Below are 17156 nucleotides of genomic sequence, written 5' to 3'. Positions count from 1 at the left end.
CTCACGGCTCTCCGCCGCGTATAAGACGGAATTTCCGCTTGGAGATGGTCAGCACTCCCGCCTCCTTCAGCCGCGTCATCTCGCGCTGGAGCGAGCTGCGGTTCACGCAGAGATAGTCGGAGAGCACTGTCGTTGAGAACGGTATCTGCGGTGTGTCGCCTTTCGGCGTGTTGTCCTCGGTTATTTGCAGGAAGCTGATGAGCTTGTCCTCTATCGAGCGCTGGCTGAGTACCTCGATGCGCTCGCTCAGGGCTATCGCCTTCTCCGACATCAGCATCAGCAGGTTCTCAACTACCATTGAATGGCATTTGCACGCGTTCTCGCAGCGCTTCAGTATCTCGCTGCGGCGGAAAAACATCACCTCGCAGTCACTGTCGGCATCTATCTCGACCGAGCTGCGGTGACTTCCCGTGAATGTGAAAAATTCCCCGAATATCCCCTGCTCGTCAAGGGTCTCGACTATGGTGCGGATGCCGTTTATGTCGTAGCGCACCATTACTGCCCTGCCGCTCAGGATTATGCCTACCTTGTCAGCATTGTGGGAAAAATCAGCGATACGGCTCCCCGCACGGTACTTCTTTACCTCGGTGTTGAAGCACGTCATCATGCGGCGGGAGTCGGATTCGCATACTCCTCTGAATAAAATGTTTTGCTCGGGTAACATATTTTTTCTCCTTTGTTGCAAATGCAACAGATTTTTTGCTTTTATTATGATACAATATATTCAGACAAAAGTCAAGACGATTTTTGGCTAATTTCTATATTTTTTACGGAGGCGTTTCGCAATGAAGGTTAATGTTATCGGTGAACAGCTCCCTCAGCAGGAGATCGACGCGTATATCGAGTACGGCAAGAAAAAATACCGCGGCAGAGAGATCACCGAAATGACTGTGACCGCTGACGGAGATTTCGTGGACCTCAAATACAATTTCGCGGATATCCCGTTCGACAGGATCAGGCGCATCACAGGCTACCTCGTAGGCACGCTCGACCGCTTCAACGACGGCAAACGTGCTGAGGAGCACGACCGAGTTAAGCACACGGTCTAATGTTTCAAAGTCCGAGGCGCTATGCGCCTTTTCGGGCTTTATATATTTTTTCACGGAGGTTTTTTATTATGGCTAAATATGTTTGTCCAGTTTGCGGATACGTTCACGAGGGAGATGCTCCCCCCGAGAAGTGCCCTCAGTGCGGCGTTCCCGGCGCTAAATTCAAGGTCATGGACGAGAGCAAAGAGCTCGTTTTCGCTTGCGAGCACGTTCTCGGCGTCGCTAAGGACGTCACCGATCCCGAGATAATCGAGGGGCTTCGCTCTAACTTCAACGGCGAATGTACCGAGGTCGGTATGTACCTCGCTATGGCTCGCGTTGCCTACAGAGAAGGCTATGCGGAAATAGGCGCATACTGGGAGAAGGCTGCTTTTGAAGAGGCTGAGCACGCTGCAAAGTTCGCTGAGCTCCTCGGTGAAGTGCTCTCCGACTCTACTAAGGAGAACCTCGAGAAGCGCGTTGCTGCCGAGCACGGCGCTACCGAGGGCAAGCTCAAGCTCGCTAAGAAGGCTAAGGAACTCAACCTCGACGCTATCCATGACACCGTTCACGAGATGGCTCGCGATGAGGCTCGTCACGGCAAGGCTTTTGAGGGTCTGCTCAAGAGATACTTCAAGTAATTCTTTGATACATAAGTAAAGGCTGCCAATAGTTCCCGTTTGGCAGCCTTTTTTTGTTTTCCGCGCCGTTTTTTATTCCATAATGGTGTCTGAAATATGGCTGATAAAGAAATCGCGCCGCGGTTTTAGAGGAGCGCCGATAAAGAAGTATTTAAGATTTTAAGATGAGGTTGCGTAACCGCTCATATCCTGCTGACATCACAGAAAAGCGTTCATCAGAAATCTTGCCCGATACGTTATCTTCATATAGTCATTGCGAATGCACAGGGGAAATGTTTAAATCCGAAATCCATTCTTCATATCAATTCTTCGCCTGTTCCAATGCCTTCCTTGCTGCCTCAATTACGCCATTTGAGCTGTATGTCGCTCCTGAACAAGCATCAATGCCGTCTGCACTTACTTTTGACGCTATCTGCGGTATGATCGTATTCATTGCATCATTGAAGTATTCGGGATCATCGTCGTCTGCCCATGCGGAAATGCTTGTTATCGTGTCATTTTCTATGGTCAGTTTAACGTGAACGGTTCCCGCATAACCTTCAGCCTCGGCTTCGTATTCGCCGTTTCTGTATTTATATGTGACCTGCGGTTCCGTTTCGGGCTGTGTTTCTTCATGCTGTTCCTGTTCAGGTTCGTCATGCTGTTCTTCCGCACTTGTTTCATCTGCGGTGGTTGTTTCTTCCTCTGTTTTTTCCTCGGTAGATGTGGTTTCCACAGTTGTTATAGCTGCGGATGTTTCGGTAGATTCAGCAGTTTCCGATGTTGTCTTTCCAATGTTTGCTTCTGTGGTGGTCGTTGCGGTTTCGGATGCTGCTGAATTTGTAAAAGTGTATACCACCGAACTATCTTCGGATCCGTTAACTACTTTTGCAGAGTCATTATTCTTATTACGTGACACAACTCCGACTAATGACAACGGTATTATCATCGCACAAGTACAGATAATATTCGGCAAAGTCCTGTTTTCGGGCTTTTTTTCTGCAATATATGCCTTGCGGATCCGCATGACCGCATAGCCGATGAATACAAGACTGTATACAAGAACACTGAGAAAATAGCCTTCCCTGCCCTTCTGTGCCTTCGGTACGAAAAGCACAATGATGTGAATATAGATGAATGCATAGAAAATATATGCTAAACGCTGTATCTTCTTCCATGTTCTTGCATTCATTTTCTTGCGTATAGTTTTGAATGACATCACAGTGAGCGGTATCATTATCAACACCATTATCAGGCATACTGCACTTGTCAAAATGAAGTCAGAGCCTGTTCTGCCTTTGATCAGATTTGTGATGTATATCATGCCGTAGGTGATAATATGAGAAAAAGTAAGTATAGCCGCAGTGATTGAAAGCTCGCCGCGAATTGGCATTAGCTTTTTTATCGGAGCAGAGCCGTTCGGCAATGCACCTGCCCACATAACGACTGCCCAGAACGCTGCTCCGAGAGCTCCGCGTGTGAAGATTCCGAGGACATAATCACGGATGAATCTGCTCGTGATCTCAATGTCCGACTGTTCAATAATAATTGTAACAACAGTAAGCACCCCAGCTGTGATATAGAACACGGCAGGGCGTTTTTTCAGCGGCTTATCAAGCAAAAATGCTACTGTAAGCGCTATTGCAAGTGATATAAGAAACAGCATAAAATTACCTCTTTACAGTAATTGACCTCCGCAGTAAACTGCCGCGGAGGTCATTTTTATAGGAGAAAGGAAAAATCAGGAATTCTTTTTTCTTAATGCAAATGCCGCAGTGCCCGCAAGTGCAAGGACTGCCACAGGGACAGCCGCACTCGGGACGCCCGTTTTCGGATTCGTTGTCGCTCCCGATGATGTGGATCCTGAGGTAGTCGCAGAGATGGTCGCTGTCGTGGTCTTTGACGCCGTCGCTGTAGTCTCAGCCTCTGACTTTATCTCGAATTCAAGCGGCTTTGTATAGCCTGTAGCCGTGACCTTCACTGTGTAATTCCCGCTTCCGTCGAACACATTGTTCTCGCCGGACTTTACGGCAAAGTCGAGAGCTCCGTCATCGCCGACTAACTTCACGGAGCGCTTGCCCGCGGCATTGTAGGAAGTGCCGTTCACCTCAAAGCTTGCGATATTCTTGATAAAGTTCGCCGCGTCATCGTCTGAGAATCCGTCAGCCTTAACAAGCTTACCCTCAGCATATTTTACAGGTATCTCGTCAGCAGTAAGCGTGAAATCACCTGTCATCGATGCATACCTGCCGCTCTCATCAGTAACCGTTACAGTGTACTTTCCAGGCTTTGCATCGGTATAGCTTATTTCGCTGTCAGTTGCAGTAAAGCCGTTGCCAACGCTGATATTCTTCTTGTAATCATCGGGGAAACCTGTCAGCGTGAGAGCGGTCTTTCCTGTTCCCGCGGTCGAATCCTCAGCCTTGACCTCGCCCGCAAACTTGACGGGAAGATAGTTCTCGCCGACGTCAACAGTCGTGTAGCCGTCAAGCGTGATGAACGTCACGGACGTTACAGTCTTGCCCATAGAGTTCTTGTAGTTATCGTATTTCAGCTCGTTGCCGTGACCTTCCTCGGTGGTGATTCCTGCCGACCATGAAAGCTGTCCTGCACGCCAGATGTTTTCAAGGTGGCGGAGCGCGTACTTGTCGCCCTCCTTCGTATTCACAATAACGCCGTAAAGGTCAGTCTCCTCGGGATATCCGTTGACGTTGAGCTGATAGTCTCCGTATCTTGTTGATGTCATAACAGTCGCCGAACCGCTTACGTTCTGCTCACCGTTCGTATCAACGAGCTTTGAAACTGACAGCGAATCTCGTGTAACCGCTACTTCCTTGTATGCGGCAGGCTTGCTGTCAAGCTTAGTGAATCCGTATTCTGTAAGCTTGTCAACGTCTGCGGAATCAACTTCAACAGGATAGTTTACACCAAGAATCGTTCCTTTTCCGTCATTATATGTACCCGCAACAAGCTGACCTGCTTCGTTCATCGACCACTTTTTCTCCGTCGCGGATGAAACTGCGTCAACGTCGTATGCGTTGTCTATCTCAGCCGCATAGAAATCGGCGTATGGGATATTCATTGTGCCGTATACCTTGTCGCCGTCAGCTGCACTGACAGGGAGCGAAGCAGTGGTAAATGCAGCGAGAGCCGCTGCGCTTATAAGTGAAATCGTCTTTTTCATATTTCCTCCTTACGCAAGCTGCGAAGCAAGCTCTTTCAGCTTTGCAAGGTCGTCGTCGGAAGCAGCTTCGTTAACGATGAAGCCCTCGTCGCCGATAAGCTCTGCGCCTGCTGCCTTTGTGCGGTCGTACCAGTTGCGCATCCACTCGCCGTCGCCCCAGCCGTAGGAGCCGAAAAGAAGTACCTTCTTGCCGCCGAGAGAACCCTCGATATCTGTGAAGAACGGTTCGAATGTATCTTCCTCAAGCACCTCTGCGCCCATTGCAGGGCAGCCGAATGCGATCGCGTCATAATCAGCGATATTTCCGCTGAACCCCGATACCTCGAAAAGTTCGGCGTTTGCACCCTCAGCCACAGCCTTTGCCATAGCTTCGGTGTTGCCTGTACCGCTCCAATAAATTACTGCTGTTTTCATAAAAAATTCCTCCTATTTTACAGCCTGAAACAAGTTCATGCCTTGATTTAATCTATCGAACAGGGTGTCCCTGCAACGATCGTAAATTTCAAATGTCTGCTTTGCTTTTTCGGCATTTTCGTACACTTTCCAATAGCCGCAAAGCAGACAGTTTTTCCCACTGTTGCTGATAAAACCCTTGATGTCACCTATCGGATAACCGAGAAATACGCCTATCTCATGAGGAAAACTTTCGCAGTTCATACGGCTTGCAAGCTTATCGAGCATTTCCGAAATCGTTATATCGGCGGTATAACCGTACTCAGAAAGGAATTCCCTCACCTGCTGCATTTTCAACCATGCTTCAAGCATTTTCTCATTGTAGATATATACAAGTGTGCGCTTTCTGCATTTGCAGAGCTGTTTTGCACAAAGTCCGCTGCCGTAAAGTTTATCCGTAAATTCACAAAGATACTCCGACATAGTACATTCATTACGGTCAAATGAAATGAGATTTGCACACTTCACTCCAAGCAGCGTCGGTGCACCGTGAAATGCAAGGACACTGTCTATGCTTTTGCGTTCAACTTCGGACATATTTTCTCCCCTTGATATCGGATAACAGCTGCTTCAATGCGCTCACACTGGAGCTGTGAACGTGCTCAACAGGTACTCCTTTTTTCTCAGAACTTTTCTTCACCGTACCCAGCATCTTATGGGAACAGGTCCCCGTGAAAACTACCATAAGATCGGGAGTTCCAAGTTTATTTTCAAAGTCCGCAGGCATCTGAGTGAATACCTTGGATTTGTGGTTGAATTTCTTGCAAATGTCCTGATAGCGTGTAGCCATGCGGTCGTTTCCGCCTACGATAACTATACTCATTTTTACCTCCTTTTATTAGCTGATACTAACATATGTTTCAATGTATGGGGCGATATGAGTATCGCCCCGTTGTGTTTATGTTTTTGTGGCACGTCCCATGCATTGCAAAGTTCTGACAACCGCATACACATGAAGTCTTTGCCTTGCTTTTGGTACTTTTTCATTATAGCAAGCTCTTTTTCGTGCTCAGCCGAACTATGCGGCATCATTATCTGATCTCTATTTAGGAGTGTTAGCTTTTGATAAGACAACGCCAAAAATAGTTAGCATTTTCTAACGATGATATTATATCATACTAACTTTTAATTGTCAATGCATTTTGAGGCGATTATGCACAATTTGTATATCTGTACAAATTGTTAGCATATACTAAGTAAAAATAAAGCAATTATAGAGATCTTCATTGTTTGAATCCATTATTGCCTGTAATGGTACACGTCACAGCGGCAGTCCACATATCACTCTGATTATAAGAGATTGAACAGTCTTTGTTAAACTGTAATCTATGGAAAGACACATAAATCACTGATAGGTTTTCTATTACCTGTATTTCGGGAAAACAAAAAAGCTCGATATTTCGGGCTTTTTTGGCGTGCCATCAATTTTGTTATGCCATATATGTTAGCTGTACATAACAGACGCCTTTAATGCGTGGAAAATAATTCGCGTCCCGGAAAAACTGAGACGCGAAACTGCCCGCGGGGGCTCCCCGCTGTCTAGGCATAACAAAATTGATGACATTCATTTTTTCGCAATTTTAAGCGTATTTTATATCATCATATATCAAGTGCTTCAGCACAGTTCTTTTCTTACATATAAGCATAGCATATTCTATAGCATTTGTCAAGAAAAAACTTGTGCTTCAAATATGTATGATTGCTCCAAGTGTTTGTGACACATGGAGCTTTTTCTACTTTCCAAAGTGTAAATTTGGCACTTTGAAGTTGGCTCTTTGCACTTTGACTTCAGCTTCGGCTCATCATGATCATTCCAGTACCTCTATCCCGTGGAACAGGAAGTGCATCCGATCAATCCTCTTATCCGTATGCCAGTGACCAAGGTACCATGCTTCATAATTTATCTTATCTTCGATGGTGTCCAACCATTGTTCTGTACTGTTATCTACCTTCGACTGATCAATGCACGAAATGAAGCATTCGGTCGGAATATACTTCGCAGGACAGGTATGAGAGAAAACTATATCAACAGTGTTATCTGCGAGCTGCTGTTCCAAGTATTCTTTTATAACAGGCGACGGTTGTTCGTCAGGCCACCATTTCATTCCTCGGCTCAGACGATAGAACTTGTCTACGCTGTATGCTCCGCCTATTACTATGCATCTCTTTCCTTCAAGCGTGAAAATATCTCCGTCTATCGGGAAGAGTATATTTGGAAAGTCTTCCTCATAGAGAACTCGACCGCCGTTCCACTCCTTTTCTTTGTAAGAGGCAATATTCTGAGGACGATTTTCATGATTGCCATGAATGCAGAAGAATGTTGATCCAAATCTGTTCATTGCTCTTTTGATTCCTATATCTTGTAGCGTTCCGGTATAGTTTACACCGACATCACCAAGGATAACCACAATATCGTCTTTTGCCGGACTGTGTTTATCAAAGAGATCATATATTGTCTCAAGTGAACCGTGGATATCACCAGTTATATATACCATATCATTTCTCCTGCCTTTCTTTAGTATTCATCTTTTTAGGTGTTCCATTATAATATCACACACTTGGGCTACTTGTCAATATTATAGGAAAAATATTTTATGATTCAACTATTGCTTTATTTTCAATGTTGTGATATACTGTTTACAAAGACCAAGCAGAACTGAACTTCTCACTTGGTTCAAAATATGTCAATATCTAGGTGCTTGACAAAACGCGCCTCATGTTTAATTTGTAAAAACGCTTGGTGTTAATATAAAAATCAGGATTTGCTCACTAAAAATTCTTATAAAAACATAGAGAAAGAGTCCCTATTCTTAGTTTTCATCATATTAATTCTATGATATTATAGTCTTGTTGATGGAACGATATGAGTTGCAATTCAAATAATTATGAAGGAGTACATCATCGTATAACCGATGATAACAAGGGCTTATGATTAAGTTTAGCGAATACATAAAACAGAAGCGAACGGAAGTAGGATTAACTCAGGATGATTTATCCGAGTTAATGGAAGTTTCTCTTAATACCGTTCAAAATTGGGAATCAGGCAGAACCTCTATAAAGAAGGAACGGCTTTCTAAATTGGCTGAAGTACTAAAAGTGGATTACAGCGAACTCGAAGCTGTTTTTTATGATGACGGCGAGAATTACCCCAATTTTCCGTTCTTTATGTTCAATGATGAGCAGATCAATATTATAAACACGTTGCGATTAACCCCTGAACTGAAAGAATTCATAATGCTTCTGAGAATTTATAATGCAGATAATTGGAATATGGCATCTCAGAAACGTATGGAGTGGTACGAAGGAATAATGAGTTCGCTCCGAAAGATCCCTTTTAAGTATACAGAAGATAAGGGCGTGTTTAAGGTTTATGAATTCGGTTTACAAGTTGATAGATTCTTTAAATATGTACCGCCTGCGTTTTGCTTTGAAATGATTCGTGCCAATCCTAATACTAATTTTGATATCAGGAAACTTGATAAAAAAGAGATTCTAAAATGGATGGATTATCGTGTTTTTCATGAATCGTACAGAAGAGGATATGGCAGCAATCCATATGGATCTTATTATGGTGAACTCTCTCGAACAATTGCCAATTTTACAGAAGAGACAGTCAAATCCAGCTATAACAGTTCATATTACAGTGATTTATATAGAGATACTGAATTGTATCAAGTTGTTTCCAACGCTTCCAATCGCAATACAACTTATCAGCTTACAGAAAAAGGAAAGCAGTTTAAAGAATGGTGTAAGGATATATACTAAAGAAAGCTCGCCTATATTTGCGTAGGCGAGCTTCTTTTTTTGTCATACATCAAATCACTCTTTTGTCTTGTTCACTTGCTTTAAGCATGATCGTCCCAAAGGTAAAAAACTCAGTTTTTTATCCCCATTCTTGCCGTATTACTCCGTTATCAATGGCGTAGTTTCATGTGTTTTCGGCGATAAAAAGTTTTTTTTTGAAAAACTTAATACTCTCGTTTACTTACGTGTACTCGACAGTTGTATAAGTTACAGTACCATTGACTCATCACGCAGGATGTTTGGATTTTGCCAGTATCTCGATTGAGATATTTGATTTGTGGTTTAATAATGCCTGTGAGGAATATAGGGAAAACGGAGATTTCTGTTTCTGACTAAAGCATTCATTCTGCGCCCATCGATTATTATTGATAGGCGCCTTTTTATATTGATTTGTCTTAATGTGAAGACATTGCTCATGATATAATAGATATATGGAAGGAAGGTTGCTATGAAGTGTATAAAGATTATCGGAGTAAACGAAAGCGCAATACTGAAGAATAACCTAACTAAAAGCTTTTCGGTTGTATGTTTATTTCAAGAGGAAAACAGCTGGGATGTGTGGGTCTCTTCATATTACCATGGAAAAGAATGCTTCGAGATGCCTATGGATAAAGACGACCCAAATTTTCATATATGGCAGGCAGATATGATAATTCGTTTCTGTGAGCGTAATATACATACGGATACAGTCTATATCGTCTATGATACAACATATCAAATTGCAAGAAATATAGCATACGAACTATCTCTTTGCTATGGCATTGGTTTTGACCTTAACAACGAACCAGAGCCTGATGATGAAGAGATCCGAACAGCGATAAGAGCAAAACACACTCAGATAAGCTACTCGCTGCTCCATGTTCTTAAACCTATGGATTACTGCAAAATGATGCTCGAAATAATGTTCAGGCAGTTAAGCGATGTAATTGCAGGCAAAAGAATAGAAGAATACAACGCATATGATTTCTTTATCAACCGATGCTGCTATATATGCCTAAATAATGGAACAATACTACATTTTGACACAGAAACAGAATTGGAAAGTATTATTATCCCGAATATGGACGATATCGAATACGTACAGTTCTATGGTGTCCCAGAAATAGCTGACCCGTCAAGCTTTGAGATGAACGATAACGGTCTTTTCTATAATTATGATTATAGTATAGTTTTATGCAGCTATGGTATCTACGACTACTACGGCTTTCATTTCAGCTATAACAGTATTGACGGATTAACAGAAAGGCGCTCGGAACTTCCCGATAAATATAAGGGCTACCGGCAAATTTGCTGACAGAAATAACCTGCGATGTAATGTCTTATTTTTAAGACGTTGCTCATGCTATAATGTAAAAAAAGACACGGAGGTATTGTTATGAAAGAGATCAGAGTAATAGATATCAACGAGGCTGAAACTGAGCTTAATAGGATAACAGGAGAATATGCTGTCATTTACTTATCCGAAAAGACCAGGGACATCCCCGAATCATTAAGCAGAAATGAAAAACGTAAAGAGATACTTAATCTTGCAGTAGACGAAGAGTGCTTAGACTTCAATATAAGTCAGGCTGACAGCATCATACGTTTATGCGAGCGAAGCTTCAACATTGATACAATTCTTGTTGTTCACAATGACAGATACAATGCGGCTCTCAACATTGCATATGAGATAGCTCAGTGCTATGGTCTGTTTTTTGAATGTGATACAGAGCCTGAGAACGAATATATTCGCAGACAGGTAAGGGCAAAATATACCCAGATAAGCAATTCATTGCTCCATATACTTGAACCTATGGACTACTGTAAAAGAATGCTCAAAATTATGTTTGATCAGATCACAGATATTATCACAAGAAAGCGCTTGGACGATTTTGGCAACGTGGACTTTTTCTCGGATCGTCAGTGTACAGTTATACTAAAGAGTGGTATAAGACTTGAATTCCCCCTTGAGACCAATCTTGAAAACGTTGTTTTTCCCGATATTGACGATATAGAATATGTACAGTTCTATGCAGTTCCGGAAATAGCTGATCCGTCAAGTTTTAAAGGAAACGATGAGGGATATTTCGGAGGTGGTCACATAGAAGACTGTTATTATGAGATGTATGGTCATTCTGGCAGCAACAGGAATTACATAGAACATTGTAATTACGAAATGTATGATTATTACGGAAACAAATTTGGATATAACAGCATTGACGGAATAACTGTCGGTGAAAAGCCTATACCTGAAAAATATAAAAACTATCGGACAATACAGCGTGAGTATTACGAGTTTTATAAGCCCGATACTAAAGGTCAGGAATACTATGATCCCGGTATGAAAGGGGCATTTCTCGGAATGAAGAAAGCCGAGGAATACCTTGCCGAAAAAAACGGATATGTACCGAAGTTTTATCAGCTTCCAAGACGTTTTATCTACGATTACATAAGTATAATTGACAAGGAATATATCGACCATTTAGCACAGTTCATCGAAATGATGAGAGAAAACGATCTCTGGAACGGCAACGAGCTTGAAAAAGCCTGCATATATACTGCTTACCTTTATACCGGTTCGCTGATAAACTGGGGACATTGTGAGAATATGACGGTACTGCATTGTTTGTTTGAGAATTATCCGAACAAAGAGGTGCTGCCTGAATTAGAGAAGCTTTGGAATATTGACAAATACATACCAACGACTGAAAACGATCCCGTGAATATGCTGTGCCTTGCTGTATACGCTCTTATTGAGACAGTACGTCCATACAACGGAAGACGGGTGCCGGGAGAGCTTTACGAGAAATGCCTTGATAAGGCTTATGAGCTGACTGAAGGACGCACTGAACTGAATAATGCTGTAATTATGGCAGGAGCCTTTGCAGGCGTTTACTGCCAGAGATTCTGATAAGGAGGTCAGTATGCACAATTATGAAAAGCTATGCGACAGGCTGATATTTGTTCCGTCTGGCAGAAAGGGGGTGAAGGATCGTCAGGTAATGCTTAAACACCTGCACACTGACGGCAGCTGCAAAGAGTATATGCTAATAATGAACGCTATGCTGAAGCAGAAAGCAGATCTGTTATCCGGAACAATAATCATTTTTCCGGACGGAATCAAACCTTCTTTTCAAGATATTGAAACGTTTCATTTTGATATCTGCGAATACTCTCACAACAATTTTGTTAGCTTTTCAAATAATAGTACAGCAATATTTCTTCCGGAATCAGAGCTTGAATATGCGCTCATGCCACTGACCGAGAAGGTATATAAGGGATACGCTCTGATACTGAATCTGTACAAGCACAGAGGTAGAAAGTGTAAACGACTATATATGGCTTATTTCTGAGAAAAGGAGATATATTGATGAATAGACCGAATGTAATTGTCATGTCTGCAAGAGAGGCTCTGAGATACGTTATGAGCCATTTCTGCGAGCCGGGAATGACAGAATATCCTGAAAACACCGATACCTACGCTGCGATATCCATTCAGGATACTATAAGCGGAGGCTTCGGATTTGAGCTGAAAGAGAACGAATACTGTAAGGCTGTCCTGACGCTGTATTTCGACGATATCGAGAAACCAGAGCGTGGACTGAAGCGCATGACTCCCGCGCAGGCAAAGCAGATAGTTGATTTTATAGAGGCAAACAAAAATGCTGACACGCTGCTCATTCATTGCTTTGCAGGCTTCTCGCGTTCAAGAGCAGTCGGAGTATTTGCACGCGAATACCTCGGAATACCGCCGACAGATGATAAGTATTTCAACAATCATGTATACAAGCTGCTGAAAAAAGCCGTGGAAAAAGGAGAAGAAAATGAATTATAACGAGTACAGAATAATCATTGAGAATTCTCCGGAAACATACGGACTTGAATACAATCTCGCTGTCACATGGCTACATCCCGAACGTCTGCCTCTAAAATTGGCGTCATTGAATGGATGTACAGATAAGATTATTAAACTTCCCAATGAAGCGGTAAACAGATATGGAAAAAGTGTACCTGTTATTAGTATAGGCAAAAATGCTTTCAAAGACAATTCCGTTGTTACAGATATAATTCTTTCTCCTAACATTTCCTATATCGGAAACAATGCATTTTCAAGCTGTACTGCGCTTGAAAGGATAGTTCTGCCAAAAAAACTGAAACATATTGATAAGGGAGCATTTGCGGGCTGTACAGCTCTTACGGATATTTATTATGAAGGTACTCCCGATGAATGGATCAACATCTCTGTTGAGCTTGAACGGCACGAGTATGTGTACGGCGAGCTTATCCCCGGAACACCAGTGCAAAAACTGACCGCTGAGAGGATCATTCGGATACGCGGAAATGAGGCTCTGAAACTCGCAAATATACATTTTCATTGTCTGATCTGAATATAAACACAGCCCTCATCTGAGGGCTGTGTTTTCATTCGATAACGTTCGCCTTATGGAACTCGATGAATTCTTCAACGGTCATATCAGGCAGCTCACCGAATTTTTCAAGCATGAGCTTTATTATAGCAACTGTTCTTGCCTGAGTATTGATGCTTTTCTGGGGATTGAACTCAATATCTGTGAAGTGGGTGAAATCAGCGATTCTGCGAATCTCATCAGCACTTATCGACTGCTTGACAGCCTCGATGTAGATGTAGTCGTAGAACACTGTCTTGGGCTCTGTCGGGAAATCATGGCCGTCATAATTGAAGCTGATAATTGGACCATGGCGGCGCAGTCTCTCGTCCTTTTTGGCTTCCTTTGGCTCGACTTCAAGAAGGTCGCGGAACGGTCCGCCAAGCCTGAAGACCTTGGAGCTCTGAAAGATATTTTCAAGTGTATAGCCGTTCAGCTTCAGGTTGAATGCGCTGAGCTTTACTCCGAGCTCATTGGTGCTTTTTGTGCTTATCTCAATTGGTTTTGCATTTGTTTCAAGTCCTGTGATAGCTTCATGCAGTTCTTTTATCGAGCGATGCTTTTGCGCAGGCGAAAAGCCTGCATACCATTTGAATTCATAATCGATCGAGTTTACCTTACCATTTATTAAGGTGTATGAAGGGCGTAAAGCCATTTTATAATCCTTTCTACTTGGTTCAAATATCTTAACCTCACAATTCGTAATAGAAGCACGAAGCTTTGATATTTCAGATTTTGTAATAGTCTCGCTGTCAGTTCTAAACAAGCGAAGATTGCTCAATTTGCATATTGGAGAAAAATCGGAAAGATAATCATTACCAATTAATGTAAACTGTCTTAATTCATTGCAATTATTCAAAAATGAAAGATCATCTATGTTTGTCCGATTAAGAACAAGTTTGATTAGTTTAGGAAAACGCTTCAAAAAATCCACTGTTACGTTAACATCAACAAGCATTAAGAATTCAACATTAGTTAAATCATTATTGAGAATGCATTCACTCAAATCACAATGCCATAGTGTTATACTTTTTATGCCTGAAATATCATGCTTTCCAAAATCGACCTGCTCCATTGCTCCTTTTTGGGTTCTGCCTGTATAATGAATGTGGTCTATTCCAGCAATTCTCATCTCACGCAAAGCTTCCTCAAAAGAATACGCTAACCTTGAACGTATTCTTGCTGGTTTACCCGTTTTGAAATATGTGTGTTGTGCGTTCTTTATTGCCTGCTCTATCTCATTACGGACGGACTTCGGATAGATTACAACTACGCTGTCAGCGTGCGTTATTGCCCATGCTACCATTGCGTCACGAGTTGTTTCTACGGATACCCTTACAGTTTCAGGATCATCATAGTTTTCTTCATCAACATTTGCGATACGCAGATCACCGTCAAATGCGTCATAAACATCATTTAATGAATCACGGTAGCATATGAGAGTGAAAACCTCCCTCTGACCGCCTTTAAGCTCAGGCTGCGAGCTTATATATTTTTGTAAGCCCTTGTCACTCTTTATCTTCTTCAGCTGACTGACTTCTACGCAAGCGGAATCAAGAAGCTGAACATCTGTAAGTCTGTCAACACGAAATATTGTTAGCTCGTCACTGCCATCAAGTGCGCAGACCAGATAGTATTTTCCGTTTGAAAATGCAAGCTCATACGGATTAACAACTATATCGTCTTTATACCTCTTAACAGGTTCAAAATCATAGTCATGATCGATCACATTGCACGATATCTGCTTATTTTTGAATATTGCCTCCTGGATGTCTTCAATGTACAGAAATATATTCTTATTATTTGAACGCGACGTAAATTTGGCTGTCAGTGCTCTTTTGGACATCTGCTCCGAGAATTCATCCGAGCCCATTGCGCCAAGCTTCTCAATTATTCCAGCAGTGTACTTTTCGGGTGCGATATGGGAATAAAGTATGCTGTCCGCAAGCAGGCGCAGCTCGTAGTCCTCAAAGGATCTGTTGCTATCTTCAAGATAAAAGCCTCGTTTTCCCTCAAGCTTTACAAGAGTATAGCCCTTTTTTTCGAGTTCTTTAAATTTTTTGTCAAGTGTAGATCTGTTAAGATTATAGTGTCCCTTCTCCTTAAGGTGTTTGATTATCTCTACTTTTTTGACTGGCTTTTCAGGACTTGAGCCCTTAAATATTTCAAGTATCGATTCTATAAGGAACGCTCTGTCTCCGTCGCCTCTGACAGGTTTATTCCTTTTCTTTTTTTCAGTTTCATTGTCCTTTTTTGTAATGTCAGGCTTCTTTTGAGGCTTCATAAACACACCTCCAGTATGTATTCCTCTGCCATATCGATGACCTGTCTCAGATGTCCGTTGCCCTTGAATCTGTGGTCTGCACCAATGATGATATTCAATTCCGCTTTTGGATTATTGCTGCAAAATAGCTGCATATCCTCGGGCAGTACGATATCATCAGAATCTCCGTGGATAATAAGCATTTTTCGCTTCAGATCGCGTTTAAGGATATAGTTTTTGTCCAGTTCATTATAGAAACTGTATGAGACCTTGATTTTACGGTCGAAACCCATTTCCTGCCAGCCTGTTTTGCGGTAAGCCTCCATATCGTCAGTGAATTTCTCGAATGAACGCTTCATATTCACCGCTGGTGCTCGCAGAACAATAGCTGTTTCCTGCGGTATCTCGTCCATGTTCAGGAGCGTTATGTATCCGCCGAAGCTGGTGGCAAATATAGCTGACGGGCAGGATACGTCATAGCAGCTGTCTGCGTATCTCATGACCTCTATCATATCACGCCGGCAGTTGTGTACGCTGAAATATTCGTCAGCCTCACTTGAACCGTGTCCGGGAAAATTGAACGCAACAACGGCAAAGCCGTGAGCTGTCATTTGCTTGGCAAGACGAGCGATTACGCTGCTCTCCATGTCTCCGCAGAACCCGTGAAGTGCAAGAATATAGCCTTTTATCTGGATTTCAGGCTCAAAGTGCTTGACCTTTATCCCATACACATTATGAATCTCAGAATAACGTGTTTTCATAATATCTCCTTTACTTTGATTATATCAGCCGGACAGCGTGCTGTCAAGCCTGTAATTCAAGTATAACTTATTTAACGTCATATTTTTAAGACGTTCTTGGAATAACTACTCAAAACTAATTATAACAAAACATATAACGCCTAATCTGACTATGGACAACTATCATTTCAAAATATCAGAAGCGGTCTTTTTGTCTTAGTAACAATACATTCAACAAGGTGGAATCTCTTTTAATTCTTCGTCAATCATTTGGCACTCCTCATCAAACTCAGCTATCGCCTTGTTATTCTCCTCGTCCGTGCTGCCGAACCATGTCAACTCATAGAGCAGACCAGCTGCAAGTTTGATAATCCCAAGCTTGGCTATGAGCTCGTCAGGCACAGAATAGCCGAGCACTTCCCCCCACTTGACGAATAAAAGGCTGAAATTCTGACCGTCAGGCTCAACAGCGAACACATCAAGGTGATGATCCTCAAATTCTTTTGCAGCTATAGAATTATCAGTTTTTATAGGCTCGATCTTGCTTATATCCAGGATAAGCTTGCTCAGGGCTTGACGAAATTCGGGTGTAACAGAACCTTTTCTTTTATCGTGCAGCCAAATCCATTCGACAAGTTCATCAATATCAGCTTTAAGTATCAGTTCTTTTGCATTCATG

18 protein-coding genes are annotated in these 17156 nt (G+C 42.4%); 8 read left to right on the top strand and 10 right to left on the bottom strand.

The genetic code is table 11. The features are described from left to right. Position 1: 1 nt before the first annotated feature. Positions 2-664 carry a Crp/Fnr family transcriptional regulator gene (locus BMX22_RS12865; protein WP_074742831.1) on the bottom strand — a complete coding sequence of 221 codons (663 nt, stop codon included), beginning with the start codon at positions 662-664 and terminating at the stop codon, positions 2-4. A 121-nt stretch (positions 665-785) separates the two neighbouring features. Here BMX22_RS12865 and nrdD point away from each other — a divergent pair, with 121 nt between their 5' ends. Continuing rightward, positions 786-1049 carry an anaerobic ribonucleoside-triphosphate reductase gene (gene nrdD / locus BMX22_RS12860; RefSeq protein WP_074742830.1) on the top strand — a complete coding sequence of 88 codons (264 nt, stop codon included), beginning with the start codon at positions 786-788 and terminating at the stop codon, positions 1047-1049. A 68-nt stretch (positions 1050-1117) separates the two neighbouring features. Next, positions 1118-1669 (top strand): NADH peroxidase, encoded by a 552-nt coding sequence (locus BMX22_RS12855; RefSeq protein ID WP_074742829.1) that lies wholly within the window; start codon positions 1118-1120, stop codon positions 1667-1669. Positions 1670-1970: 301 nt separating this feature from the next. Here BMX22_RS12855 and BMX22_RS12850 read toward each other — a convergent pair whose 3' ends face one another. From BMX22_RS12850 to BMX22_RS12820, 6 genes are all read right to left on the bottom strand, one after another. Then, positions 1971-3314, bottom strand: coding sequence for an FMN-binding protein (locus BMX22_RS12850; RefSeq protein WP_074742828.1), 1344 nt, complete (start codon positions 3312-3314; stop codon positions 1971-1973). Between the two features lie 75 nt (positions 3315-3389). Then, the gene (locus BMX22_RS12845) at positions 3390-4832 is read right to left on the bottom strand and encodes a hemoblobin-interacting domain-containing protein (RefSeq protein ID WP_074742827.1); all 1443 of its coding nucleotides are present in this window, start codon (positions 4830-4832) and stop codon (positions 3390-3392) included. 9 nt (positions 4833-4841) lie between these two features. Continuing rightward, complete coding sequence (locus BMX22_RS12840; protein WP_074742826.1) at positions 4842-5246, bottom strand: flavodoxin; 405 nt, start codon at positions 5244-5246, stop codon at positions 4842-4844. Positions 5247-5258: 12 nt separating this feature from the next. Next, positions 5259-5822, bottom strand: a complete 564-nt coding sequence (locus BMX22_RS12835; protein ID WP_074742825.1) for a DUF3793 family protein — start codon at positions 5820-5822, stop codon at positions 5259-5261. Then, positions 5809-6108 carry a DUF2325 domain-containing protein gene (locus BMX22_RS12830; RefSeq protein ID WP_074742824.1) on the bottom strand — a complete coding sequence of 100 codons (300 nt, stop codon included), beginning with the start codon at positions 6106-6108 and terminating at the stop codon, positions 5809-5811. Before BMX22_RS12830 ends, BMX22_RS12835 begins: the two co-directional genes overlap by 14 nt. Positions 6109-7093: 985 nt before the next feature. After that, complete coding sequence (locus BMX22_RS12820) at positions 7094-7780, bottom strand: metallophosphoesterase (protein ID WP_074742822.1); 687 nt, start codon at positions 7778-7780, stop codon at positions 7094-7096. Positions 7781-8213: 433 nt separating this feature from the next. Here BMX22_RS12820 and BMX22_RS12815 point away from each other — a divergent pair, with 433 nt between their 5' ends. The 6 genes from BMX22_RS12815 to BMX22_RS12790 all read left to right on the top strand — a co-directional run bounded on the left by BMX22_RS12815 (position 8214) and on the right by BMX22_RS12790 (position 13456). After that, positions 8214-9050: a helix-turn-helix domain-containing protein gene (locus BMX22_RS12815; RefSeq protein ID WP_074742821.1), complete on the top strand. Its 837-nt coding sequence runs from the start codon at positions 8214-8216 to the stop codon at positions 9048-9050. Positions 9051-9537: 487 nt separating this feature from the next. Then, on the top strand, positions 9538-10383 hold the full coding sequence (locus tag BMX22_RS12810; RefSeq protein ID WP_074742820.1) for a hypothetical protein: 846 nt from the start codon (positions 9538-9540) through the stop codon (positions 10381-10383). A gap of 81 nt (positions 10384-10464) precedes the next feature. Further along, positions 10465-11979, top strand: a complete 1515-nt coding sequence (locus tag BMX22_RS12805; RefSeq protein WP_074742819.1) for a hypothetical protein — start codon at positions 10465-10467, stop codon at positions 11977-11979. Between the two features lie 13 nt (positions 11980-11992). Beyond that, positions 11993-12421, top strand: coding sequence for a hypothetical protein (locus BMX22_RS12800; protein ID WP_074742818.1), 429 nt, complete (start codon positions 11993-11995; stop codon positions 12419-12421). A 17-nt stretch (positions 12422-12438) separates the two neighbouring features. Further along, on the top strand, positions 12439-12903 hold the full coding sequence (locus BMX22_RS12795) for a hypothetical protein (protein ID WP_074742817.1): 465 nt from the start codon (positions 12439-12441) through the stop codon (positions 12901-12903). Beyond that, the gene (locus BMX22_RS12790) at positions 12893-13456 is read left to right on the top strand and encodes a leucine-rich repeat domain-containing protein (protein ID WP_074742816.1); all 564 of its coding nucleotides are present in this window, start codon (positions 12893-12895) and stop codon (positions 13454-13456) included. Before BMX22_RS12795 ends, BMX22_RS12790 begins: the two co-directional genes overlap by 11 nt. 34 nt (positions 13457-13490) lie before the next feature. On the opposite strand, the gene BMX22_RS15915 is transcribed toward BMX22_RS12790, so the two are convergent. The 3 genes from BMX22_RS15915 to BMX22_RS12770 form a co-directional block, all read right to left on the bottom strand. After that, positions 13491-15758 carry a WYL domain-containing protein gene (locus BMX22_RS15915; protein WP_081349210.1) on the bottom strand — a complete coding sequence of 756 codons (2268 nt, stop codon included), beginning with the start codon at positions 15756-15758 and terminating at the stop codon, positions 13491-13493. Next, positions 15755-16498: an alpha/beta hydrolase family protein gene (locus BMX22_RS12775; RefSeq protein ID WP_074742815.1), complete on the bottom strand. Its 744-nt coding sequence runs from the start codon at positions 16496-16498 to the stop codon at positions 15755-15757. The genes BMX22_RS15915 and BMX22_RS12775 overlap by 4 nt, the downstream gene beginning before the upstream one ends. 210 nt (positions 16499-16708) lie before the next feature. Further along, complete coding sequence (locus tag BMX22_RS12770; RefSeq protein WP_074742814.1) at positions 16709-17155, bottom strand: DUF6557 family protein; 447 nt, start codon at positions 17153-17155, stop codon at positions 16709-16711. Position 17156 lies beyond the last annotated feature (1 nt).

Source organism: Ruminococcus sp. YRD2003 (genome assembly GCA_900109435.1).
Taxonomy (GTDB): Bacteria; Bacillota; Clostridia; order Oscillospirales; family Ruminococcaceae; genus Ruminococcus; species Ruminococcus flavefaciens_G.
Note: the sequence above shows the minus strand (reverse complement) of the source record. Positions and strands in the feature narration are given on the sequence as shown.

Bases quoted from the DNA above. Each gene is read 5' to 3' on its own strand.
- BMX22_RS12835 (WP_074742825.1), bottom strand. From the start codon at position 5,822: ATGTCCGAAGTTGAACGCAAAAGCATAGACAGTGTCCTTGCATTTCAC.
- BMX22_RS15915 (WP_081349210.1), bottom strand. From the start codon at position 15,758: ATGAAGCCTCAAAAGAAGCCTGACATTACAAAAAAGGACAATGAAACT.
- BMX22_RS12805 (WP_074742819.1), top strand. From the start codon at position 10,465: ATGAAAGAGATCAGAGTAATAGATATCAACGAGGCTGAAACTGAGCTT.
- BMX22_RS12820 (WP_074742822.1), bottom strand. From the start codon at position 7,780: ATGGTATATATAACTGGTGATATCCACGGTTCACTTGAGACAATATAT.
- BMX22_RS12830 (WP_074742824.1), bottom strand. From the start codon at position 6,108: ATGAGTATAGTTATCGTAGGCGGAAACGACCGCATGGCTACACGCTAT.
- BMX22_RS12840 (WP_074742826.1), bottom strand. From the start codon at position 5,246: ATGAAAACAGCAGTAATTTATTGGAGCGGTACAGGCAACACCGAAGCT.
- BMX22_RS12850 (WP_074742828.1), bottom strand. From the start codon at position 3,314: ATGCTGTTTCTTATATCACTTGCAATAGCGCTTACAGTAGCATTTTTG.
- BMX22_RS12810 (WP_074742820.1), top strand. From the start codon at position 9,538: ATGAAGTGTATAAAGATTATCGGAGTAAACGAAAGCGCAATACTGAAG.
- BMX22_RS12770 (WP_074742814.1), bottom strand. From the start codon at position 17,155: ATGAATGCAAAAGAACTGATACTTAAAGCTGATATTGATGAACTTGTC.
- BMX22_RS12855 (WP_074742829.1), top strand. From the start codon at position 1,118: ATGGCTAAATATGTTTGTCCAGTTTGCGGATACGTTCACGAGGGAGAT.
- BMX22_RS12865 (WP_074742831.1), bottom strand. From the start codon at position 664: ATGTTACCCGAGCAAAACATTTTATTCAGAGGAGTATGCGAATCCGAC.
- BMX22_RS12800 (WP_074742818.1), top strand. From the start codon at position 11,993: ATGCACAATTATGAAAAGCTATGCGACAGGCTGATATTTGTTCCGTCT.
- BMX22_RS12815 (WP_074742821.1), top strand. From the start codon at position 8,214: ATGATTAAGTTTAGCGAATACATAAAACAGAAGCGAACGGAAGTAGGA.
- BMX22_RS12790 (WP_074742816.1), top strand. From the start codon at position 12,893: ATGAATTATAACGAGTACAGAATAATCATTGAGAATTCTCCGGAAACA.
- BMX22_RS12845 (WP_074742827.1), bottom strand. From the start codon at position 4,832: ATGAAAAAGACGATTTCACTTATAAGCGCAGCGGCTCTCGCTGCATTT.
- BMX22_RS12795 (WP_074742817.1), top strand. From the start codon at position 12,439: ATGAATAGACCGAATGTAATTGTCATGTCTGCAAGAGAGGCTCTGAGA.
- BMX22_RS12775 (WP_074742815.1), bottom strand. From the start codon at position 16,498: ATGAAAACACGTTATTCTGAGATTCATAATGTGTATGGGATAAAGGTC.
- nrdD (WP_074742830.1), top strand. From the start codon at position 786: ATGAAGGTTAATGTTATCGGTGAACAGCTCCCTCAGCAGGAGATCGAC.